The sequence below is a fragment of the Rickettsia montanensis str. OSU 85-930 genome, from assembly GCF_000284175.1.
Classification (GTDB): Bacteria; Pseudomonadota; Alphaproteobacteria; order Rickettsiales; family Rickettsiaceae; genus Rickettsia; species Rickettsia rickettsii.
In genome coordinates this window covers 951,225-974,218 of record NC_017043.1, presented here as the reverse complement: position 1 = coordinate 974,218, position 22,994 = coordinate 951,225, and the positions used below count along the sequence as shown (strand labels likewise).

Genomic DNA, 22,994 nt, shown 5'->3' with positions numbered 1-22,994 from the left:
TTTTCCAAATTAAACTTCGTCTACTCTTCATTTACTTTGGAGTATACTTTGGAATAAATCGAAACTAGCAGGATTTAACTTATAATCTACTTCTGCCTGTTGTAGCACTTTTAAAGTCTTTAGACATTCAGTGAGGCTAAGACCGTTTGCTATCTTCATAAAATCATTAATATACTGATAGAAAATCGGTGGTGATAATGATTTTATTGCGAGTTCCAAACGCTCACCGTTTTTTACTTTCGACAAAACTATATATAAGTTTAAATAATGCCTTATTAATGCTCTAATAATTAAAACTTCATTGATATTTTGTTTTTTTAATATATCAAACTCTTGCAGAAAATTACTATAATCTTTTTTTGAAAAATACATTGCTAAATCACTGCCGTTTGCCGTAATTTCGCTACTTATAACTTCTAGAACGTCGTTTAAAGTAATTTCGCGTGCATCGTGAACAAAATATATTAATTTATTTATTTCGCTACAAATTAAATCATGATCACCTTTTAAATGAGCTTTTAAATAAGTGATAGCTTCTTTACTTATAACTTTATTAGTTTTTTCTACTTTACCTAAAATAATTCGTTCAATTTTTGCTTCATCGTCATGATAACAAGCAACTGCCGCTAAATATTCTTCCGTTTCAAAAAACTTTCTAATGCTTCCACTAGAAGTCATTTCTTCACCTATAAATACAGGAAAATTTATATAATCACTGCTTAGAATTGTTTTTAAATTCTTATCGATTGAATTCCCAACCGATCTAATTTTAATTAATTCTTTTTGACCAAAAAAATTAGACGAATTAAGTAATATTTCTAAAGATGAAATATTAAGATCTGCGTATTCTATAGAAGTTTGTAGCATATTTAAGCTTTTTACTAAATGCTTACAAATTTTTTCTATATAACCTTTATCAGGACCATATAGTAAAAGAGCTCTAATCTTTCCGGATGTGATTAGTTCAAATAATCTACCTATTTGTGAAAAATAAAACTTCATAGCTTAACTATTTCCGTGTAAAATATAAAATTAATCTGCTACGAATTTCTTCTGCTGCTTGATATGCCAAGTCTATTCCTGTTTCATCTCTTTCAACATTTGTTACATATGGTGCAAAAATAGCATTATATGACGTGTTTTGGTAAAATTTCTCTTCAATTAAAACCTTTTGGCTTTCTATATCAATTAATTTATATCTAACTAATTGATTAATATATTCCCTTAAAACATTGGAGTTTTTTTCAATAGTAGCAGGCATAGTTGTTGCGATAAGCTTTACTTTAAGCAGGTATTTTGCTTGTGCTTTCTGAGGTAAAATACTAGTTAAACGATGATAAAACTCAGCTCCTTCAATTGTTCGAATCGGTTCAACTTCAATAGCTTCTAAATCATTATTTCTACTGTATTTTTCACTATATACCGGTTTTAAATTACAACTGCTCATTAGAAAGAATATAATTATTACAAATAAAGAACGCATATATTAGATTAAGATTGGTTTTTTATATTAATAACAGTTTATTTCGATTTCGTGAAAGAAAATTATAATAATTAGCATTTATTAATATTTTTATAGTAATAATATGTTAATTTATGTTGACATTAATAAGTGAGGCTTGTATAGTGCTGCTTCAAAATTTTTAAGGTATTAGATGTTATTAAATAAACTTGTTCTAAGTATTTCAATACAAATGGCATTGGTAAAAATAAGAATATGTTTTTCCCTCCCAGCAAAAGAAAAAGTAACTTTAACAAAATATAGCTCAACAGAAAATATTGAAACACTCAAAGTAAATACAGCTGAAGCTAAAACTGTAAAGATTGCAAAAGAGGATTTAGAAAAATCTTTTGAGTTATATGAAGAAAAATTGGTAATATTAGCACAAAAACTATCATCACAAACATCAATTAGTTATGATGCTTATAACCCTCAAACAGAGTATTACCCATTGATAGGAGAAGATGGCAATATCAAGTATATCCCTATTACTGAATTATAATTTTTTAAGCTTTAAATTTAATCGGTAAGTTTTACATACTTACTGTTTTTTGTTAAAGAACTCTCTATATCTTCCTTGCAAATTTAATACTCTATGTTAAATTTACAAGGAAGATGCTTGTTCGATAATTTACAAATTTTTTATACAAGCTCCATTATTGTATGCTTGTTTTTTCCGATTATAGACATATCATCTTCTAAATATTTGTGCATATCTTCTGCCCAACCGTGCCATGGTTCTATATTAAGCCGGTCTATAATATCTCGTTTACAATTTTGCAATATTTCTTTACTAGTATTATAATATGATGGAGTAAGACCTGAAGCATCTTTGATCATTACTAAATAAGGATTTTTTGCTAATAAAGCTTTGATAATCTCTTTGTTAGCAATTCCTGTAACTGCTGAATGTAACACTGTTGAATCGTTATAGGTTGTCTCTGTTACGTATTTAGCTAATTCTAATATTTTTTCAACTAATGTTTGTTCTTTATCCTCAACCGCATCATGTAAAATATACTTATTATTTTTATCAAATAGAAATGCTTTTAGTTCATCTTCATCATTCTTGTCTATTAATGCTTTGAATTTTCTTAAGAAGCTTCTTTTTTAGAAACATCCCTCTCTATATCATCATCATCTGAACGTGGTGATGTTAGTGAATCCTGAGTATTAGAGTTATTACTATATTTTTGTAAAAAACTTAAAAAAAGATGTTTTTTGTTTTATCTACTGTAGGTAGGTATTTGTTCTTTAGTCATTAATTCTCCTAAATTTATTAATTATTAATTATTTTAGGAGGAATTGTTAATTAGCTATGTTTCTTAGGTGGTGAGTAAGGGGCGTTTTTTCTGTCATTGCGAGGAAATTGCATAGCAATTGACGAAGCAATCTCAGGAGTTTGTTATTATTGCATGAGATTGCCACGCAGCCTACGGCTGCTCGCAATGACGGTTTTAGTATGTATCCACGCAACAATGCTGTCTCGCTTTTGCAGGAATAACATAAAGAATATTTATCAATCCACACAAAAATGACCTAGTTGGCGAACTACTCTGAGCTAATTTGCAATTCTCCTAAAATATAAGATTATAAATTTAAGAATAATAACACAACAAACCAAGTTGAATTATATATTACTTCATTGATTAAGAATTGTTAATTTATCACAATGTCATTAGTTACTGAAGTTTTATATTTTCCATATCCCAATCATGAGAAATAGTATTATACTTTAATATATAAGGCTTAGTATCTATAGAATCTAGAGTTACATCAGCAATCATATCATCATGCGACGAGATAAGTTCATTATAACCGAAATTAGCATAATAAGGTTGATAATTTCTAAATCTAACCGTTATAAACTTCTCTTTAGTAATAGCAGGTAAGAATTTCACCAAATCATCAAGATTACTTAAAGCTAAATCTTTCATCTCAAAAATTTGCAATCTATAAACATTTTTATAATCTTTAGTAAAAAACGTTGGTATAGAGCTAAAGCTACTACCGGATTGAACGGAAGCTATACTTAGAGCTTTAAGCGGAATACCTGATTTATTACTAAAATAATCATCGGCTTCAAAAAATACTGCACCGCCGAAATTTATCATTTTAGCGATTTTATTATTGTTCACATCATATAAATCTACTGCTTGTTCTAGCTTTTTTCCGTCACGAAATATAGTAAGTTTAATAGCTATTCCTTTGAAATTATCCATTGCTCTATCAAATAATGCTAGATTGCCGCCGAGTTCCTTATCATTAACTGCCCAAATAATATCACCGGCTTTTAAAGATTTTTCGGCAGGTGATCCGGCTAGAACTGCCTTAACGCTTATCACTCTATTTCTACTATCAGGAAATTTCTTTATATATTTATCCATTTCTTCTTTAGGGAAATTGTGATGTCTAACTGCTTTATTTAAAGAATATAACCCGCTTATTATTCCTATATGTTTTCTGTCTGGTTGTTTATTATTCTTTAAACTTTCTAAAGTGCGAGCTACATAATCACCGTGCAGCGCTAGAGAATGAGTTTTACCGCCACCATATAATACTCCTATAGCCTCAATCTTATCGTTTAATACCGGTGAACCGCTAGCACCTCCTGTAGTATTTAAATTAATAACATAAGTACATTGCGGCATTAAACCTTCAATATTATAAAGATCGGACAAATAACCGGTATGGAAAGAAAAACCTTTTGCTTCTGTGTTACCGACTACAAAAACCTTTTGATTTAATTTTGGAAGTTCGCTTGCAAAAGATATTTGCATTGCTGATGCCGGTATATCTTTACTCTCTACTTTTAAAACGGCATAATCTTGCCAAATATCGTAATAGATAAGTTTTGCTTCTGCCTGCTCACCGTTATAAAAAGTAACAAAATAAGTTCCGATAGACGCACCACCGACAACATGAGTATTAGTAATTATATAACCGTTGTTCTTATCGTTGATAAATCCCGTTCCAGTCCAACTACTTGTATCGTCATATGCCGATACGGCAATTCTAGTATCGATCGTTACGATTGCTTTCTTTGCTTTTTCAAATATAATAGTGCTTGTTTCGCTAGATGCTAAAACTATATTATTTAGGAAAACTAAATTAATAATAAATAAAAGTTTTAGTAAAATCAGTAGTTTTTTCATTGTCACCCCTTGTAAAATCACTTAAGCCGCACTATATCAAATCAAAAGTCATAATAAAATAAAAAAAAAGAAAACGAGGAATCTTATGGGAAAAGTAATAGGTATCGACCTTGGGACTACCAACTCTTGTGTTGCGGTTATGGAAGGTAAAGAACCAAAGGTAATAGAAAATGCAGAAGGTGAAAGAACTACGCCGTCAATAATAGCTTTTGCAAACGGCGAAAAATTAGTCGGGCAATCTGCTAAGAGGCAAGCAGTAACTAACCCTCGCAATACTATATATGCGGTAAAGAGATTAATCGGTAGAAATTTTATCGATCCTATGGTTAGGAAAGACCAAGGTATTGTACCGTATAATATAGTTAAAGCCGATAACGGTGATGCATGGGTTGAAGCGGATAATAATAAATATTCACCAAGTCAAATTAGTGCATTCATTTTACAAAAAATGAAAGAAACTGCTGAGAATTATTTAGGGGACAAAGTAACACAAGCAGTAATTACCGTACCTGCTTATTTTAATGATGCACAGCGTCAAGCAACGAAAGATGCAGGTAAAATAGCAGGTCTTGAGGTCCTTAGAATAATCAACGAGCCGACTGCTGCGGCTCTTGCTTACGGTTTCGAGAAATCGGCAAGTAAAACTATTGCAGTATACGATCTTGGCGGCGGAACATTCGATGTTTCAATTCTTGAGATCGCTGACGGTGTTTTTGAAGTGAAATCAACAAACGGCGATACATTCCTTGGCGGTGAAGATTTCGATACAAGAATATTAAACCATTTAATAGATGTATTCAAAAAAGAAAACGGTGTAGATTTAAGTAAAGATCCTTTAGCACTTCAACGTTTGAAAGAAGCCGCGGAAAAAGCTAAGAAAGAGCTATCTTCTGCAATAACTACCGATATTAATTTACCTTATATTACGGCTGATAGTAGCGGTCCAAAACACTTAAATATTAAATTTACTAGAGCTGAACTAGAAAAATTAGTAGATGATTTAATTGAAAAAACAATTGAGCCTTGCCGTAAAGCATTACAGGATGCAGGTTTTAAAGCTTCTGATATTCAAGAAGTAGTATTAGTAGGCGGTATGACTAGAATGCCGAAAGTACAAGAAGCCGTAAAAAAATTCTTCGGACGTGAGCCGCATAAAGGCGTAAATCCCGATGAGGTTGTAGCTCTCGGTGCTGCTATTCAAGGCGGAGTACTTAACAAAGAAGTAACGGATATATTATTATTAGACGTTACACCTCTATCCCTTGGCATTGAAACTCTTGGCGGCGTATTTACAAGATTAATCGATCGTAATACTACTATACCTACTAAGAAAAGTCAGGTATTCTCAACTGCTGATGATAACCAGCATGCCGTAACCATTAGAGTATTCCAAGGTGAACGTGAAATGGCAAAAGATAATAAATTACTTGGTCAGTTTAATCTCGAAGGTATACCTCCTGCACCAAGAGGTTTGCCGCAAATAGAAGTAACGTTTGACATTGATGCTAACGGAATAGTGCATGTTTCAGCTAAAGATAAAGCAAGCGGTAAAGAGCAGAAAGTAACTATTCAAGCTTCCGGTGGTCTTAGCGATGCGGAAATTGAACAAATGGTTAAAGATGCCGAACAAAATGCTGATGAAGACAAAAAGCGTAAGGAACTTATTGAAACAAAAAATGCTGCCGATAGTTTAGTTTATTCTACTGAAAAAACTCTTACAGAATATGGCGATAAATTATCATCAGACGATAAAAGAGCTGTTGAAGAAACACTAGCCGCTTTAAAAGCCGTGCTTGAGTCGGAAGATGCTGCTTTGATTAAAGAAAAGACTGAAAGTTTAACTGCAGCTAGCATGAAAATCGGTGAAGCGATGTATAAAGCACAAAGCGAGAGCCAACCTGCTGAAGAAAGTGCCGCTAATGATGAAAAAATAGTAGATGCCGACTTTCAAGATGTAGAGAAGAAGTAGAAGTAATTTCGTCATTGCGAGCAGCTATAGGCTGCGTGGCAATCTCGTTAAATATCCTGATATTGCTTAGTCAAATTACTATGTAATTTTCCTCGTAATGACGTTACAATCTCATTTTATAAATTAAATTATGTCACAAAATTATTACCAAATACTAGGGGTTAATAAAACAGCTAGCCAAGCTGACATTAAAAAAGCCTACCTCAAGCTAGCCAAGCAATATCACCCTGATACTACTGATGCTAAAGATGCTGAAAAGAAATTTAAAGAAATCAATGCCGCTTATGATGTTCTAAAAGATGAGCAAAAAAGAGCCGCTTATGACCGTTTTGGACACGACGCTTTTCAAAATCAACAATCACGAGGGGGAGGAGGAAATCATGGCGGTTTTCACCCCGATATTAACGACATATTCGGTGATTTCTTTAGCGACTTTATGGGAGGCAGCAGAAGATCATCACGCCCAACTTCAGCTAAAGTTAGAGGCTCAGATTTAAAATATAATCTGACAATTAACCTAGAGGAAGCATTTCACGGTATAGAAAAAAATATTAGCTTTTCTAGCGTAGTAAAATGCGATACTTGTCACGGTAGCGGTTCCGAAAAAGGTGAAACCGTAACTACTTGCGATGCTTGCAGCGGTGTTGGAGCGACTAGAATGCAGCAAGGATTCTTTACGATCGAACAAGCTTGTCATAAATGCCAAGGTAACGGACACATTATAAAAAATCCTTGCAAGAAATGTCATGGCATGGGACGTTACCATAAACAACGAAATTTATCGGTAAATATTCCTGCCGGTATTGAAAACGGTACTAGAATAAGACATACCGGAGAAGGGGAAGCAGGTATTAGAGGCGGTAATAGCGGTGATTTATACGTTGATATAGCAATAAAACCACATGATATTTATAAAGTAGACGGAGCACATCTACATTGTAAACTACCTATTAGTTTTGTGAATGCTGCTCTTGGAGGAGAGGTAGAAGTACCGGTAATTGAAGGCGGAAAAGTAAACTTAACAATTCCTGCAGGCACACAAAACGGTGATCAATTAAGGCTACGCAGCAAAGGCATGTCTAAAATGAGATCAACTATTAGGGGTGATATGCTTGCGCATATTCATGTCGAAGTACCTAAAAATTTATCTAAAAGACAACGTGAATTACTAGAAGAATTCAAAAAAGAATCCATAAATGAAAAAGAAAATGACGGCAGCTTTTTTAATAAAATGAAAAGTCTGTGGTCGTAAATTTTATTTACCTTTCTTATAGAAAGGAAATCTCCAATATTATAAAAATATTATTTGCATAATATTACCGGAGGTTTTTATGCCTTATAACAATAATAAAGATTTACCTAATTCAGTTAAAAATCATCTTCCAAGCCATGCTAAGGATGTTTATCGCGAAGCTTTTAATCATGCATTTGAACAATATAAGGATGCCGATAAAAGACGTGGAAATGACTCTAGAGAGACAGTTGCACATAAAGTAGCAGGTCGGCCGTAGAAAAAAAATACCATAAAAATGATAAAGGACATTGGGTAGAGAAATAAGTCCAAGAATATAGACCTATTCAGAAACTCTACTTCTAGGGGTAATTTGTACGTCAATCCGGTACTCGAATCCTCACGTACAAGTGTACGCTGCGGTTCTGCGTTCTGTGTCTCCTTCAAATTCCTACCTATAAACGAGTTTCTGAATAGGTCTAATTTATAAGTTTGTGAGATTTTAAATTGAATCCTTGAAATTCTGTAAGCCTATATGTATATTTAGTTATTAACTGAATTTAAGTTCTTATGAAATTAACAAAATTATTGAGTACCCTTTTAGTTATAGGGTTAGTTTTAGGCGGGTGTAAAAACAAAAAAACCAGTGATGACATAGTAGTCCCTATCCCTACCCTTTATAATGAAGGTATTACCTTATTGGAAAAGAAAAAATATAAGAAAGCTGCAGAAGAATTCGGGAGAGTATTTTACCAGCATCCAGGTAATGAAATGACGCCGCAAGCCGAATTGATGCAGGCTTATTCTTTATTTCTCGCCACTCAATATGAAGAAGCGGTTGATGTGCTTGATATGTTCATTAATTTGCACCCTGCAAATGTTGACATTGCTTATGCATATTACCTTAAAGCATTATCATATTATATGTTAATTTCAGACGTAAAGCATGATCAATCTAGAACTTCCCTAGCTAAAGATAGTTTTGAAGACGTAATAGCAAAATTCCCAAATACTAAATATGCTATTGATTCATCTTTAAAAATTGACCTAGTAAACGATCATTTAGCAGGTAAAGAGATGATGGTAGGTCGGTTTTACTTAAAGAAAAAGAATCCTATGGCAGCTATAAATAGATTTGAAGAGGTAATTGATAATTATCAAACTACTTCTCACTCGGTAGAAGCTCTTTACCGTTTAGCCGAGGGTTATATGATGCTCGGACTTCCGGATGAAGCAAAAAAATATGCCTCAGTGCTAGGTTACAACTATCCTGATAGTCAATGGTATAGTTATGCGTACAGGCTAGTTCAGAACCACCAAAATTAAGCGGCATATGTTCTGCAGTCTCGCAGTTCAAAACTTCATTCTGATAGACAAGCTGGAAATTGAGTTTAATAAAGGTTTATGTGTTATTACCGGTGAAACGGGAGCCGGTAAATCTATTTTACTTGATGCTATTTTATTTTGCTTAGGTTATAAAACTGCAAATAATATAATAAAGCGTGGAAAAGATTACGCTGTTGTTAATATAATATTCTCTTTAAATGAAGAAATAAAAAATTTTCTGATTCAAAATTTTATTGAACCTGAAGAGTTATTGTTTGTAAAGTGTCTGCAAAAAGCCGAAGGACGAAAAAATTTTTTCATTAATAATCAAGTGGTTACTAAAGCTCTTATGCAGCAATTAGCTGCTTATTTATTCGAGCTTCATGGACAAAATAATAATATTTCTCTTCTAGAAGCAAATACGCAGCGTGATATTTTAGATAGTTATGGAAATCTTTTGGACTTTCGAGCGGAGCTTTCCAAATGCTACCAGACTTGGCAAAATACTCGGAAAGAAATGGCCGAAATAACACTTAAGCAAAATTCTATAGAACAAGAAATTGATTATTTGAGCTTTGCAACGGAAGAATTAACTAAACTGAACATTCAAACAGGTGAAGAAGAAAAATTAGCAAATCTACGAAAAGATTTGCAAAATAAAGATAAGGATTTACAGCTAATAAAAGATATTCTAGAACAGATAAATAACCCTGAAATAAATACATCGATTAATAGAGCAGAGAAATTATTAGCAAGGCAAGGCAACAATGAGCGTTTTGAAGCTATCGTTACAAGTTTAGAGGAAGCCTATAATAATCTAGAAGAAGCACGCCAAGAATTATCAAATCTGTTAGATAGTTTTAATTATGAGGAATATAATCTTGAAGAAACAGAAGAAAGATTATTTTTAATAAAAGCTATTAGCCGTAAATATAATGTCCCTGCTGATGGGTTAGGTGTATTTTTAGATAAATCTTTAGAGCAGCTCAGTATATTAAAAAACAAAATAACAAATAGTAATGAGTTGAAAGCTCAAGAAGTACTACTGCAGAAAAAATATTATGAACTAGCGAGTAATTTATCTGCAAAGCGTCTTATTGTTGCAAAACATCTAGAAGAATCATTGCATCAGGAGCTAAAGCAGCTTAAAATGGCGAAAGCAATTTTTGAGATTGAGATAAATGCTAAAGAACCAACAGCCGACGGTAATGACGATATTGTGTTTAAAGCGTCTACTAACCCGGGAACGGCAGCTGCAGTAATTAATAAAATCGCTTCCGGCGGTGAATTATCAAGATTCATGTTAGCTTTAAAAACTTCTTTGTTTGATAAAATGGTAAAACCATCTATTATATTTGATGAAATAGATGTCGGGATTGGCGGAGAGGTCGCAGATAAAGTAGGTGAAAGATTAAAAAAACTTAGTAGCGTTACTCAAGTAATAGTTATTACGCACCAGCCGCAAGTAGCAGGTAAAGCGGATTTGCATATAAAAATCGAGAAAACACAGCTAGAGAAAGAAACGAAAGTAACGGTAAAAGCTTTAAATTTAGCTGAAAGACAGGAGGAACTCGCCCGCATGATTTCAGGTAAAACAATCACCAAAGCAAGTTTAAAAGCAGCAAAGGAGTTGTTGCATTTGTAATAGGCACTAGCGGTACGGTTTTTATATCATTCCTGCGAAAGCGGGAATGACACATAATAGGGAACATATGAACAACAACTACACAAAATTAGAAAACGAATTTGCAACCATCTCACATTTTAATAATATCTTGAGCATATTATACTGGGATGTCGCCGTAAATATGCCTATGGGTTCAGGTGAGAGTAGGACAAACGAAATAGTAACTTTAACGTCGCTAGTTCATTCTATGCTCAAATCTCCTATTCTAAAGGAGCTGCTTAGCAAGGCAAAAGAAGAATCAAAGAACCTTGATGAATGGCAGAATGGTAATATTAGAGAGATTGAGAGAAAAGTAACAGATGCAAATTGTATTGACGAGCAGCTACAAAAGAAATTGGTAGCAGCTACTACTAAAGCCACACTTGTTTGGCGAGAAGCAAGAAAACATAACGACTATAATTTATTCAAATCACACTTACAAAAAGTCTTAGATTATACGAAAGAAGTTGCTAAAGTACGAGCAGATGCTTTTAATTGCGGATTATACGACTCATTAATAGATATGTTTGATCCAAGCAGAAAAAGTAGCGAGATCAAACAAGTTTTTTCAGTACTTAAAAAAGAACTCCCGCAGCTCATAAATAAAGTTTTAGAAAAACAGAAAACCGAGAAAGAACTAGTAAAGAACAGCGAACTAGCTCCTGAAATGCAAAAGCGTATCGGAAAACGCATTATGGAAATTATGCAGTTTGATCTAACAAAAGGACTATTAGATGAATCGACTCATCCTTTTTGCGGTGGAACGCCAAACGATATACGTTTAACTACTAGGTATGATAAAGATAATTTCATAAGCGGTTTAATGGGAATTATTCACGAAACAGGACATGCTTTATATGAGCAGAATCTACCGGAAATGTATAAAGGGCAGCCGGTTGGGCTTGCTAAAGGTATGGCCTTCCATGAAAGCCAATCTTTATTTATGGAAATGCAAGTAGGTAGATCAAGAGAATTTACTGAATTTTTAGCTAAATTACTTAGAGACGAATTTGCTTTTAAAAGCGAAGAATATTCAGCGGCAAGTTTATATAGAAAAATTACAAGAGTTACGCCTGATTTTATAAGAGTAGATGCAGATGAAGTAACTTATCCGATGCATGTAATATTACGTTTTGAGATAGAGGAAATGCTCATCAATGGCGACTTGAATCTCGATGAGTTACCAAGCTGTTGGGATAGTAAGATGCAGGAATATTTAGGAGTTAAACCGATAAGTTTTAGTAACGGCTGTCTTCAAGATATTCATTGGTCACACGGAAATTTCGGTTACTTTCCCGCCTATACAAACGGTGCAATTATCGCATCAATGGTGATGAAAAAAGTAAAAGAGAGGCATTCAAATATAAAAGATGATATATTAAAGGGTGATTTTAGTAATCTAAATAATTATCTAAATAAGAATTTTAGAAATCTCGGTTCGTTAAAAAATTCAGCAGATTTATTAAAAAGTGCTAGCGATGAGGAAAAAATTAACCCTGAGGTGTATATAAGATATTTAGAAGGGAAGTATTTATAGTAATAAAATCGTTATTGCGAGGAAATTACGAAGTCATTGACGAAGCAATCTCGGGAGAATTGCTGAGATTGCCACGCTCCTTGCAGTCGCTCGCAATGACGATTAGGTATCTTCGCAATGACGGCTTATGACAAAAACTAAACAATACAAACAATAATATGGAAGAAGACTTAAAAAAAACAGGTTATTTATTTGGCGGGAATGCTGTTTTTGTTGAAGAGCTATATAAGCAATATCTAGCCAACCCTGCCTCGGTTGATCAAACTTGGCAAGAATTTTTTGCCGGCATTAAGGATAATAATACTTTACTCAATAAAAGTACGGCAAAAATAATTATCCCTGATGAAATAAAAAAAGAATCGTTAAATAATAATTTATCTTCTGAAGACTTAAATAGTTTAAAAGCTAAAGAAATGATCAATGCTTATCGCAAGCATGCTCACTATTTAGCGAATCTTGATCCGCTTGGTCTTGAGCTACGTAAAACAAAAAATGATTTAAAGCTTAATATAGAAACTTTTGGTCTTGATAGCGGTCAGCTAGAAGAAAATATCAATATTACGGATGAATTTGTCGGTACTTGGAACTGTAAATTATCTGAATTAGTGACCAAGTTCGATAAAGTTTATACAGGTTCTATAGGTGTAGAGTTTGAGCAAATAGAAAATGTAGAAGGAAAAAACTGGTTATATAATAAGCTAGAAAGCGAAGTTACATTTTCTTCTGAAGACAAAAAAACTATCTTAAATGATTTAGTAGAAGTAGAAGGGTTTGAGCAGTATTTACATACAAAATTTCCCGGAGCTAAGCGTTTTTCCGTTGAGGGTGGTGATGCTTCTATAGTTGCTATGAGTAAAGCTATAGATTTATCCATGCATCAGGGCGTCTCAGAAATCGTTATAGGTATGGCACATCGAGGGAGATTAAACACTCTCACTAAAGTAGTAGGTAAGCCATATAAAGCCGTTATTGCGGGCTTCATAAGCGGCAGCGTATTTCCTGATGAGCTAAATATTTCAGGCGATGTAAAATACCATTTAGGCTATTCGTCCGATAGAACTCTAGAGGATAAGAAAATACACTTGTCGCTAGCCTATAACCCTTCACATTTAGAAGCGGTAAATCCTATAGTTGCAGGAAAAGTAAGAGCAAAGCAAGATATTCTTGGGGATACTAAACGTAGCAAAGTCAAAGCTATTTTAGTGCATGGCGATGCTGCTTTTTGCGGTCAGGGCGTGGTTGCCGAGAGTCTATCAATGTCACCTTTAGCTGCTTATGATATCGGCGGGATATTGCATTTCGTCATTAATAATCAGTTAGGTTTTACGGCTAATACTGCAGATACTAGAGCTAGTAGATATTCTACGGAGTTTGCTAAAATCATAGCTGCCCCGATTTTACACGTTAATGGTGACGATATAGAAGCAGTGTTAAAAGCCACCAATATTGCGGTAGAATACAGGCAGAAATTCGGTAAGGATGTTGTAGTAGAAATTATTTGTTACCGTAAATACGGGCATAATGAGGGCGATGAGCCGATGTATACTCAAGGCAAGATGTATAACATTATTAAAAACAAACTGACCCCTGGAAATATTTACGCAAATGAGTTAGTAAAAAGCGGTGTAATCGACAATAATTATTTTGCTAAGTTAAAAGAAGAATTTAAAGCAAAACTAGATAAGGAATATGAGCAGGCAAAAAGTTATAAGCAAGAAGCACATTTCTTAGGCGGATTATGGCAAGGTATTTCTCGTACTCGTACACAAGCTACAATAACGGGTATCAGTAAAAAAATATTACACGATTTAGGAACTAAACTATGCGAAATACCGAAAGATTTTGCCGTTAATCCAAAACTTGTAAAACTATTTAAAGCTCGAAAAGCTACTCTAACAGCTGATCAACCTATTGATTGGGCAACGGCAGAGCAGCTAGCTTTTGCAAGCTTGCTTGCTTCAGGCACAAATATAAGGCTAACCGGACAAGATTCGGGACGCGGTACTTTCTCGCATCGTCATTCAGTATTGCACAACCAAATTGATGATACTACCTATATACCTCTAAATAATTTATCTAAAGAGCAAGCAAAATACGAGGTAGCCGATAGTAATTTATCTGAATATGCAACGCTTGGTTTTGAGTATGGTTATTCACTCGCAAACCCAAAAAATTTAGTTTTATGGGAAGCACAATTCGGTGATTTTGCTAATGGAGCTCAGATTATTTTTGACCAGTTTATTTCAAGCAGCGAAACTAAATGGCTTCGTATGAGCGGGCTTGTGGTTTTGTTACCTCATGCATTTGAGGGACAAGGACCGGAGCATAGTTCGGCAAGACTTGAGAGGTTCTTACAGCTGGCGGCTGAGAATAATATGTATGTTACATACCCTACTACCCCTGCTTCGATTTTCCATCTGCTACGTCGCCAAATACTTGATGATACCCGTAAACCGTTAATCGTAATGTCGCCGAAATCATTATTACGTCATAAATATGCCGTATCTAAACTTGACGAGCTAGGTGAAAATACTACTTTCTTACCGGTTTTAGATGAAGTAACTAAAGTAGATACAAACAATATTACTAAAGTAATTTTATGCAGCGGTAAGGTATATTACGATCTATTTGAAATGCGTGGCAATAACAGTAATATAGCGATTATTAGGCTTGAGCAATTATACCCTTTTGAAAAAAAACTTGTAGCATCGCTATTAAAAAAATATAATAGGACGCAGGAATTTATTTGGTGTCAGGAAGAACCAAAGAATATGGGAACTTGGTGTTATATAGTGTCTCACTTAAACGATGCTTTAAAAGAAGCAGGAATTAATAATGAATTTAAATATGTAGGTAGAGCGGAATCAGCCTCTCCGGCAGTAGGCTCGCTGCAAGCACATAATAAACAGCAAGAGAAGCTATTAAGGGCAGCATTGGGAATATGATTCTTATGGTATTGCCTAATAATCGTCATTGCAAGCGACTAAAAGGAGCGTGGCAATCTCAGGCAAATTCCTGAGATTGCTTAGTCGACTCTTATAGCGTCTTCTCGCAATGACGATAAAACTATACAGGGCGATGCTATACAAATATAGGAGTAAAATAAATTATGAGCGTTAAAATTATAGTACCGTCGCTTGGGGAGTCCGTAACGGAAGCAACTATTGCCAAATGGTATAAGAAAGAAGGCGATTCGGTTAAAACCGATGAATTACTGTTAGAAATCGAAACCGAAAAAGTGACTTTAGAAGTTAATGCTCCTTGCAACGGTACTATAGGTAAAATATCGAAAACTGACGGTGCAAATGTAGCAGTTGGCGAAGAAATAGGCGAAATAAATGAAGGGGCAGCTGCAAATACTGCCGGTACTAATAATGAATCTGCTAAAGCTCAAGCAGTGACGCAACCTACTTCAGGAAAGCCTGTAGAAAAACCTGCCGTGGCTAATAATACTCTTGCTCCTTCTGTACAAAAATTAGTTACCGAAAATAAGCTTGACCCCAATAATATAAAAGGAACAGGTAGAGACGGTAGAATTACCAAAGGTGACGTGCTTGAAACAATAAACACTACGGCTACTTCTGCTCCTGCAATAAGTAAATCTAATGAAGAAAGAGTGCAGCGTGTTCGTATGTCACGCTTGCGTAAAACTATTGCACAGCGTTTAAAAGATTCACAAAATACAGCAGCTATTTTGACTACTTTTAATGAAATCGATATGTCAAAAGTAATTGCTTTGCGTAATCAATATAAAGAAGAGTTTGAGAAAAAGCACGCTGTGAAACTTGGGTTTATGTCTTTCTTTGTTAAAGCAACAATTGAAGCTTTAAAGCTTATTCCGTCGGTCAATGCTGAAATAGACGGCGATGATTTAGTATATAAAAATTACTATGATATAGGCGTAGCTGTTGGAACAGAGCAAGGGCTTGTTGTACCGGTTGTTAGGGATGCCGATAAAATGGGATTTGCCGAAGTGGAGAAAGCTATAGGAATTTTGGCTAAAAAAGCTCGTGAGGGTAAGCTTTCTATGGCTGATTTGTCAGGTGGGACATTCTCGATTTCTAACGGAGGCGTATATGGCTCATTATTATCTACACCGATTATTAATCCTCCTCAATCAGGTATTCTAGGCTTACATAAAACCGAGGAAAGAGCTGTAGTTATAGACGGTAAAATTGAAATACGTCCGATGATGTATATAGCTTTATCTTACGATCATCGTATAATTGACGGGCAAGAAGGAGTATCGTTCTTGGTAAAAATTAAGCAGCTTATTGAGAATCCTGAAAAGTTATTGTTAAATTTGTAAAAAATTGTCATTGCGAGCAGCCGTAGGCTGCGTGGCAATCTCATCAAATATCCTGAGATTGCTTCGTCAATTACTTCGTAATTTTCCTCGCAATGACGTGGTCCCGTTTTTACCCTTTGAAAAAAAGGTACAATCATTCAAAGAAAGGAAATATATAATAATGATAAAATGTACTCGTCGTATTGAGTTCGATGCAGGACATAGAATTATAGAACATCAAAATAAATGTCAATTCCTGCACGGTCATCGCTATGTTCTTGAGATTGCTATAGCCGCAAACAAAACCGATAAACTTGGTATGGTAATCGATTTTGGTTTAATTAAGGATTTAGCTAAAAAATGGATTGATGAAAATTTTGATCATAGCTTAATCCTACATCAAGACGATAAGGAAATGGGACAACAAATAGAAAATTGTACTGGTCAAAAAATATATTACATGCAAAGTAACCCGACTGCAGAAAATATAGCGACGCATTTAAAGAATGAAATTTTTCCTAAACTTTTCGTAAGTCAAAACTTCTTCGTAACGAGCCTCAAACTATATGAAACACCAAATTGTTTTGTTGAGGTTTAAGCATGCAAGATTGCTGTTTAATTTTAACTACTACTAATGATTTGCAAATTGCCGAGAAAATAGCATCTGTTTTGTTAGAATTAAATCTTACTACCTGCATTCAAATTGACGATGTCAAAAGTTACTTTAGATGGGATGGTAGAGTAACTTTAGAAACTGAATATAGACTTGTAATTAAAACAAAATCTTCTAATTATAACGAAATTGAAAATAAACTCCTTGAAATTCATAATTATGAATTACCGCAAATAATAAAAATAAATATTGACTATGGCTTTCAAAAGTACTTAGAATGGATTGACCAAAATAATAAATAAACTTATAGTCGAGCAAATTTAAAAATTAAGTAAGTAAATTATGAAATTATGGCAAAAAGTTACCTTAGGGTTAATCTTAGGTATTATATTCGGTATATACTTACCACAATATGTTAATTATATTAAACCTATCGGTGACATTTTCTTACGTTTGATAAAAATGATCATTACCCCTTTAATTTTCTTCAGTTTGGTTTCCGGTATCACTAGTATGAATGATACTTCTGCCCTTGGTAGAGTAGGAATGAAAGCGGTAGCCGCTTTTTTAGGTACTACTTTTTTTGCCACGGTTTTTGGACTCACTGTTGCCTTAGTATTAAAGCCAGGAGTAGGCGTACATATAGACTTCACCTCTTCAGGAACGACAAGCAGAACTTCATTTAATATAATTGATTTTTTTGTAAATATCGTCCCTGATAATGCTGTTGGGGCTTTTGCAAACGGTGATGTCTTACAAGTTGTATTTTTTGCTATTTTTGTTGGAATTACCTTAAACAAAATGAAATCTATCGGTGAACCTATTACTGATTTAATTCATGTAATGTCAAAATTAATACTAAAAATGATATCGTTTGTTATTCAATTATCCCCTTACGGTGCTTTTGCTTTAACAGGCTGGATTGTAGGCATGCAGGGAGTTGAGGTAATGATTAGTTTATCGAAACTGGTTGTAGCGGTAGTTGTGGCGATGACATTCCAATATTTAGTTTTTGGCTTACTTATATGTGTATTCTGTCGTGTTTCACCTATACCTTTTTATAAGAAAAGTTTTGAGTATCAGATACTTGCTTTTTCTACTTCAAGTAGCAAGGCGACTCTTGCAACTACTATGCAAGTTTGTCGTGAAAAGCTTGGCATTTCAGAGTCTAGTACTTCGTTCGTACTTCCGATAGGTGCGTCAATTAATATGGACGGCTTTGCTATAAATTTATCTCTTACCACCATATTTTTTGCTCAGATGATTGGAGTAACACTTGCTCCTCACGACTATTTAGTAATTATTCTCACCTCAACACTTGGATCTATCGGTGGTGCCGGTATTCCTGGTGCCTCTTTGATAATGCTTCCTATGGTTCTTTCTTCGGTTCACTTACCTATAGAGGGAGTAGCAATTATTGCTGGTATTGACCGAATACTTGATATGCTACGTACTACTATCAATATTACCGGTGATGCAACAATTACTATGATCATAGATAACAGCGAAGATACTTTAGATAAGGAAGTATATTTATCTTAATGATATATTGCTGACTAAGACCAGACATTGTCATTGTGAACAACTATAAGCATTGTTATCTGGATTGAAAAATGCGTTTTATGTCATTCCCGCTTTCTCGGGAATCCAAGGAAAAGCGAAATTAAAATATAGTTATCAAAATTTCTTTTCTTATTTTCAATTTTTGGTTTAAAAAACTACTGATTTTAGAATCTAAAGTATGCACTACAATAGTTATTTAACTTAAGGTTGAAGATATATGCTAAATTTCCTAAATAATACAGTACAATCAAAAAGGTTTGTATCTATAAATAATAGAACTTCAGTAAGTGATATACCTGAATCGTTTTGGTATTCTATCGCTGAAAATAGCTGTGATATTAATTGGGAAAATATACCATTACAAAAAAGTCCTTTTCAGATTGTTACTACTCAAGGTTTAATTCAAGCATTAAAACCCAAAACCATAATTGAATTTGGAAGTTTTAAAGGAGCTTCCGCCCTTTGGTTAGTGGATATACAAAGTTTATCGGTAAAAGACGGTAAAGTTATTAGTATAGATATCGATTTTGAAAATATTGATCAAGCCGTAAAAGAAGATAATAGAATAGAATTTTTACAAGGTGATTCTAATAAAGTAGAGGTAATATTCTCAAAAGAAAAAATATCTGCAATAGTACATCCTATACTTTTAATACTATAGGTATTTTAGAATATTTTCATAATAATATTTTTGAAGAAGGGGATTATTGCATCATTGAAGATACTAATATTGACTATAATAATGCGTGCTATAATGTTTGGAGGGAAATTTTAGATGAAAAAACTTGTATAGCAAAATTAGAAAATTTAAACAATAAAATCGTTAGATTAACTAGCTGGTTGAAAGAAAACAAAGATTTATATTTAGTAGATACAAAATAATTATACAAAAGAAATTAATGATACATATAAAAAATATCGATCAAAAAAATTATGATATAATGACTCCCTATGACGGTGAGGTACGGATTAGCGGAATAGAAGAATTAATTTGTCATATGTATGGAGTAATAGGGATAATTGGTAGTTTGCCTGTATTATATAAAGAGGAAGATAAGAATATTATTAGAGCAGTAGCACCAAGACGTAATTCTCATAATGAACGTAGTTCTCAATTGCCGTATAATGATTGAGATTGGCATGTCGATGCTGCATACTGTCAATGACCAAGAAGAGTTACAACTTATCTCCTATAGTTGACTATTGAATTTTTGGGATTGTACATAAAGGACATGAGAATCTACCTATAGTATATATTAGCCTTAAAGATATATTAAATCAATTGAGCTACCAAGATATCTTAATCGGGCTTAGTAATGAATTTACAGTAATAAGTGCAGATTCTTTTTCATGTAAAATAGTGAGCAAGAACCTCCCTTTATTAGTAGAACATGCTACCGGTTATTATAGCAGAATAAAAATGGATGCTATTCCTGAAACACAAAGAACAGCAGGGTTTTTAAATCAAATTAGAGGAATCGTAGATCAAAAATCTATTCAAAACTATATATATGTTATGTCCGGTGATATTGTTGTATTAAGCAATAAAACGGTTTTACATAAAAGAGATAGCTATAGTCCTAAATGGGATGGGAAAGACCATTATTTTATTAGAATAGATTCAGTGAAAGATATAAACCAAGGTATATTAGCAAATGCTGCTCAACCCCTTGGATATGGGTATAATAACCATCATACCAGACAGTTTTATGTAAATCACGTAAAAACGTCATTGCGAGCATTCATAGAATAGTGGTAATTGTCCAGTAGATAGGATCTTGTTGCATGGATCGATTTTTCAGTTGTCATACCGCGACTTGATCGCGGTATCCAGCTTAAAATACTAAAATTATTAGTATCAGAAGTTATTTTTATAGATATAATAGTCAAACCACAGTATGACATCGCATGCGTTTGTCCGATACATGCAACAACATGCAGTCGTAGACTGCATGGCACTCCCCAAAAAATAATAAAAAAATTCTGTAAATCAGAATTTTTTCTCTTCCTTACTTCGTCAATTGCTATGCAATTTTCTTGCAATGACAGAGACAGAACATAAGGCAGAAAATTAAGATAGGTTTTTATCCTAACTTGTGCAGTATAAATAGAAACGCTACAAAAATTTAACGGTGAGAATTGAGAAGCTTTTTTATTTCTTTTTTCTTTTCTTTGTTTTGAGTCTTTATGCTATTTCTTTCTTTTATAATTTTCAGTTTAGTTTTAAATGGAGCAACAAATAAAGCAGTATAGTATTCTGCGTCAGAAGCATGTAAAGTTCTATTAGCATCCACCACTATCCAATCTAAAGCTCTTTTCCCTTTAAAATCTTTAATTTTTTGATCTGCCCCATATTCTAATAAAATACGAGTAGGTTCAACATTAAGATATGATGATGCATAATAAGGGAAGTCATTCCGGTTTTAGAATTTTGAACATTAGGATTAACACCTAACTTAAGCAAAAGTTTTATTAAATCAAGATTATTTCTTTCTACGGCTAGCATCATTCCGGTAATACCGTCTTCATATCTTAAATTAGGACTCATTCCCTGATTAATTAAAAGTTCGGCAATTTCCGGCTTCATAAATCCTATATTTATATGGATTAAATTCATGGATGCACCACACTTTAATAAAAAATCGGCAATTTTTCTATTATTATTCGATATAGCATAATCTAAAGGAGTCCAGCCCAAGTGTGGTTAATTTACTCCATATCCCTCATCTAATATTTTTTTACTTCATCAATATTATCTGCTTTAATAGCATCTGCTATCGGTGTAATTGGATTTCCGACTTTTTGATCATACTCAACACCATTCACATATATCTTTTCGGTCTTAAACTCAAGTTTACATTCCATAACATGAATAGAAGAAATAATAAAAATAATTATAAACTTTAAAATTACTTGAATAATTTTCATATAATCAATCTAGGTACTATGTAGCTATGCAGCATTAAACCTTTGTCGGTAAGATAGATATTTTCATCTAGTCTAATTAAGTCTAACGCTTGATAATACTTAAGATTATTCATGTCTAAAATATTCTCTAATTTCGTGTTTAATTTCTGCTCTAATGTAGAAATATTTATACCTTTGCTAAGGCGTAAACCCATCATTAGCATTTCTTCAATAATCTCTTGATGTGTTAACTTAGTATTAGTTTGAACACCAACATTTTTTGTTTTAACCGAATCTAACCATTTTTCAGGTTTATGCCACATCATAATTGCCGATACCGAACTTGAGGATTCAATGATTCTACTATGAGCTCCAGGGCCTATACCTAAATAGCTATTATAATTCCAATAAGTCAAATTATGCAAACATTCATGCCCTATCATAGCATAATTGGATATTTCATATCTAAAATACTTTTTAGATTCTAGATAATGATTCGTCCATTCATACATTTCAGCTGCCGCATCTGAATGCGGCAAAATCAGATTACCCTCCTTAAATAATTTATAAAACGGCGTACCTTTTTCGATAGTCAATTGATAAAGAGAAATATGCGAGGTAGCGAGCTGCATAGCTTGTTTTAATTCTTCTTGCCAGTCTTTTAATGTCTGACCGCTACGTGCATATATTAAATCAAATGACACTCGTAGAAAAATCGTATTTGCCGCCTCAATTGTTTTAATGGCCTGCATACAATCATGAGTTCTACCTAATTTTTTTAAATCGTCTTCTTTTAAGGATTGCACTCCTATTGAAACACGATTAATTCCGGCGGCTTTGAATGCTTTAAATTTTTCAGTTTCAAAGGATGTGGGATTAGTTTCTAGAGTTATCTCGGTTTGATTATCAATAATTGCTAGATTACTGATTTTATTTATTATTCCTTCAACTATTACAGGATTCATTAAAGAGGGAGTACCGCCCCCAAAAAAAATAGATTTTATATATTTATTTTGAATAATATCCTTAAAATATTCAATTTCAGTTTCATAAGATTTAAGCCACTGATTATGATCTATAGTACTTGCCATATGAGAATTAAAATCACAATACGGACATTTTGACAAACAAAAAGGCCAATGAATATAAATACTTAAATCATTAGCCATAACTCTCATATTTTGTATTTTTGCTAGTGCTAGCTTAGGTTTTATTCAAGGTGTATGATAAAACACTAT

At 33.5% G+C, this 22,994-nt stretch carries 23 protein-coding genes and 1 pseudogene; 15 read left to right on the top strand and 9 right to left on the bottom strand.

All coding sequences use genetic code 11. From position 1 onward, the window contains the following. Nucleotides 1-27 precede the first annotated feature (27 nt). Nucleotides 28-1,002: a DNA polymerase III subunit delta gene (holA, locus tag MCI_RS05270; RefSeq protein ID WP_014409966.1), complete on the bottom strand. Its 975-nt coding sequence runs from the start codon at nucleotides 1,000-1,002 to the stop codon at nucleotides 28-30. A 7-nt stretch (nucleotides 1,003-1,009) separates the two neighbouring features. Then, the gene (locus MCI_RS05265; RefSeq protein ID WP_014409965.1) at nucleotides 1,010-1,483 is read right to left on the bottom strand and encodes a hypothetical protein; all 474 of its coding nucleotides are present in this window, start codon (nucleotides 1,481-1,483) and stop codon (nucleotides 1,010-1,012) included. 172 nt (nucleotides 1,484-1,655) lie between these two features. Here MCI_RS05265 and MCI_RS05260 point away from each other — a divergent pair, with 172 nt between their 5' ends. After that, nucleotides 1,656-2,003, top strand: a complete 348-nt coding sequence (locus MCI_RS05260) for a hypothetical protein (protein ID WP_014409964.1) — start codon at nucleotides 1,656-1,658, stop codon at nucleotides 2,001-2,003. 140 nt (nucleotides 2,004-2,143) lie between these two features. Here the strand turns inward: MCI_RS05260 and MCI_RS05255 are convergent, their stop codons facing one another. Together MCI_RS05255 and MCI_RS05250 are read right to left on the bottom strand one after the other, a co-directional pair. Beyond that, the gene (locus MCI_RS05255) at nucleotides 2,144-2,419 is read right to left on the bottom strand and encodes a hypothetical protein (protein ID WP_014409963.1); all 276 of its coding nucleotides are present in this window, start codon (nucleotides 2,417-2,419) and stop codon (nucleotides 2,144-2,146) included. A 764-nt stretch (nucleotides 2,420-3,183) separates the two neighbouring features. Beyond that, the gene (locus MCI_RS05250) at nucleotides 3,184-4,677 is read right to left on the bottom strand and encodes a S1C family serine protease (RefSeq protein ID WP_014409962.1); all 1,494 of its coding nucleotides are present in this window, start codon (nucleotides 4,675-4,677) and stop codon (nucleotides 3,184-3,186) included. A 64-nt stretch (nucleotides 4,678-4,741) separates the two neighbouring features. Between MCI_RS05250 and dnaK the strand changes: the two genes are divergently transcribed. The 3 genes from dnaK to MCI_RS09975 all read left to right on the top strand — a co-directional run bounded on the left by dnaK (nucleotide 4,742) and on the right by MCI_RS09975 (nucleotide 8,136). Next, nucleotides 4,742-6,625: a molecular chaperone DnaK gene (gene dnaK, locus MCI_RS05245; protein ID WP_014409961.1), complete on the top strand. Its 1,884-nt coding sequence runs from the start codon at nucleotides 4,742-4,744 to the stop codon at nucleotides 6,623-6,625. A gap of 130 nt (nucleotides 6,626-6,755) precedes the next feature. After that, nucleotides 6,756-7,877, top strand: a complete 1,122-nt coding sequence (gene dnaJ, locus MCI_RS05240; RefSeq protein ID WP_014409960.1) for a molecular chaperone DnaJ — start codon at nucleotides 6,756-6,758, stop codon at nucleotides 7,875-7,877. Nucleotides 7,878-7,956: 79 nt separating this feature from the next. Beyond that, nucleotides 7,957-8,136, top strand: coding sequence for a ChaB family protein (locus MCI_RS09975; RefSeq protein ID WP_014409959.1), 180 nt, complete (start codon nucleotides 7,957-7,959; stop codon nucleotides 8,134-8,136). A 50-nt stretch (nucleotides 8,137-8,186) separates the two neighbouring features. Here MCI_RS09975 and MCI_RS10550 read toward each other — a convergent pair. Then, nucleotides 8,187-8,307: pseudogene (locus tag MCI_RS10550) on the bottom strand (palindromic element RPE1 domain-containing protein); the annotation flags it as partial. Between the two features lie 119 nt (nucleotides 8,308-8,426). On the opposite strand from MCI_RS10550, the gene MCI_RS05230 reads away from it, so the two are divergent. The 11 genes from MCI_RS05230 (at nucleotide 8,427) to MCI_RS09965 (ending at nucleotide 20,602) form a co-directional block, all read left to right on the top strand. Beyond that, the gene (locus MCI_RS05230; RefSeq protein ID WP_014409958.1) at nucleotides 8,427-9,182 is read left to right on the top strand and encodes an outer membrane protein assembly factor BamD; all 756 of its coding nucleotides are present in this window, start codon (nucleotides 8,427-8,429) and stop codon (nucleotides 9,180-9,182) included. 7 nt (nucleotides 9,183-9,189) lie between these two features. Further along, nucleotides 9,190-10,827 carry a DNA repair protein RecN gene (gene recN, locus MCI_RS05225; RefSeq protein WP_014409957.1) on the top strand — a complete coding sequence of 546 codons (1,638 nt, stop codon included), beginning with the start codon at nucleotides 9,190-9,192 and terminating at the stop codon, nucleotides 10,825-10,827. Nucleotides 10,828-10,894: 67 nt separating this feature from the next. Continuing rightward, a complete protein-coding gene (locus MCI_RS05220) occupies nucleotides 10,895-12,385 on the top strand; it encodes a carboxypeptidase M32 (RefSeq protein ID WP_014409956.1) in 1,491 nt (496 codons plus the stop codon). Between the two features lie 158 nt (nucleotides 12,386-12,543). After that, nucleotides 12,544-15,330 carry a 2-oxoglutarate dehydrogenase E1 component gene (locus MCI_RS05215; protein ID WP_014409955.1) on the top strand — a complete coding sequence of 929 codons (2,787 nt, stop codon included), beginning with the start codon at nucleotides 12,544-12,546 and terminating at the stop codon, nucleotides 15,328-15,330. A 164-nt stretch (nucleotides 15,331-15,494) separates the two neighbouring features. Next, on the top strand, nucleotides 15,495-16,694 hold the full coding sequence (gene odhB, locus MCI_RS05210; protein WP_014409954.1) for a 2-oxoglutarate dehydrogenase complex dihydrolipoyllysine-residue succinyltransferase: 1,200 nt from the start codon (nucleotides 15,495-15,497) through the stop codon (nucleotides 16,692-16,694). 160 nt (nucleotides 16,695-16,854) lie between these two features. Beyond that, nucleotides 16,855-17,271 (top strand): 6-pyruvoyl trahydropterin synthase family protein, encoded by a 417-nt coding sequence (locus tag MCI_RS05205; RefSeq protein ID WP_014409953.1) that lies wholly within the window; start codon nucleotides 16,855-16,857, stop codon nucleotides 17,269-17,271. A gap of 2 nt (nucleotides 17,272-17,273) precedes the next feature. After that, entirely contained in the window at nucleotides 17,274-17,588 is a 315-nt protein-coding gene (gene cutA / locus MCI_RS05200) for a divalent-cation tolerance protein CutA (protein WP_014409952.1), read from the top strand. A 40-nt stretch (nucleotides 17,589-17,628) separates the two neighbouring features. Further along, nucleotides 17,629-18,828, top strand: coding sequence for a dicarboxylate/amino acid:cation symporter (locus MCI_RS05195; RefSeq protein ID WP_014409951.1), 1,200 nt, complete (start codon nucleotides 17,629-17,631; stop codon nucleotides 18,826-18,828). A gap of 238 nt (nucleotides 18,829-19,066) precedes the next feature. Next, nucleotides 19,067-19,510, top strand: a complete 444-nt coding sequence (locus tag MCI_RS09085; RefSeq protein WP_014409950.1) for a CmcI family methyltransferase — start codon at nucleotides 19,067-19,069, stop codon at nucleotides 19,508-19,510. A 280-nt stretch (nucleotides 19,511-19,790) separates the two neighbouring features. Beyond that, entirely contained in the window at nucleotides 19,791-19,982 is a 192-nt protein-coding gene (locus MCI_RS05185) for a hypothetical protein (protein WP_041404242.1), read from the top strand. A 149-nt stretch (nucleotides 19,983-20,131) separates the two neighbouring features. Beyond that, nucleotides 20,132-20,602, top strand: a complete 471-nt coding sequence (locus tag MCI_RS09965; RefSeq protein WP_232202642.1) for a hypothetical protein — start codon at nucleotides 20,132-20,134, stop codon at nucleotides 20,600-20,602. A 373-nt stretch (nucleotides 20,603-20,975) separates the two neighbouring features. Here MCI_RS09965 and MCI_RS08595 read toward each other — a convergent pair whose 3' ends face one another. The 4 genes from MCI_RS08595 to hemW are packed head-to-tail and all read right to left on the bottom strand — an operon-like array spanning nucleotide 20,976 to nucleotide 22,934. Continuing rightward, complete coding sequence (locus tag MCI_RS08595; protein ID WP_156794971.1) at nucleotides 20,976-21,146, bottom strand: hypothetical protein; 171 nt, start codon at nucleotides 21,144-21,146, stop codon at nucleotides 20,976-20,978. A gap of 59 nt (nucleotides 21,147-21,205) precedes the next feature. Next, nucleotides 21,206-21,547 carry an ankyrin repeat domain-containing protein gene (locus MCI_RS05170; RefSeq protein WP_014409948.1) on the bottom strand — a complete coding sequence of 114 codons (342 nt, stop codon included), beginning with the start codon at nucleotides 21,545-21,547 and terminating at the stop codon, nucleotides 21,206-21,208. Between the two features lie 29 nt (nucleotides 21,548-21,576). Continuing rightward, the gene (locus MCI_RS05165; protein ID WP_014409947.1) at nucleotides 21,577-21,777 is read right to left on the bottom strand and encodes a hypothetical protein; all 201 of its coding nucleotides are present in this window, start codon (nucleotides 21,775-21,777) and stop codon (nucleotides 21,577-21,579) included. Next, a complete protein-coding gene (hemW, locus tag MCI_RS05160) occupies nucleotides 21,774-22,934 on the bottom strand; it encodes a radical SAM family heme chaperone HemW (RefSeq protein WP_014409946.1) in 1,161 nt (386 codons plus the stop codon). Before hemW ends, MCI_RS05165 begins: the two co-directional genes overlap by 4 nt. Nucleotides 22,935-22,994: the final 60 nt, after the last annotated feature.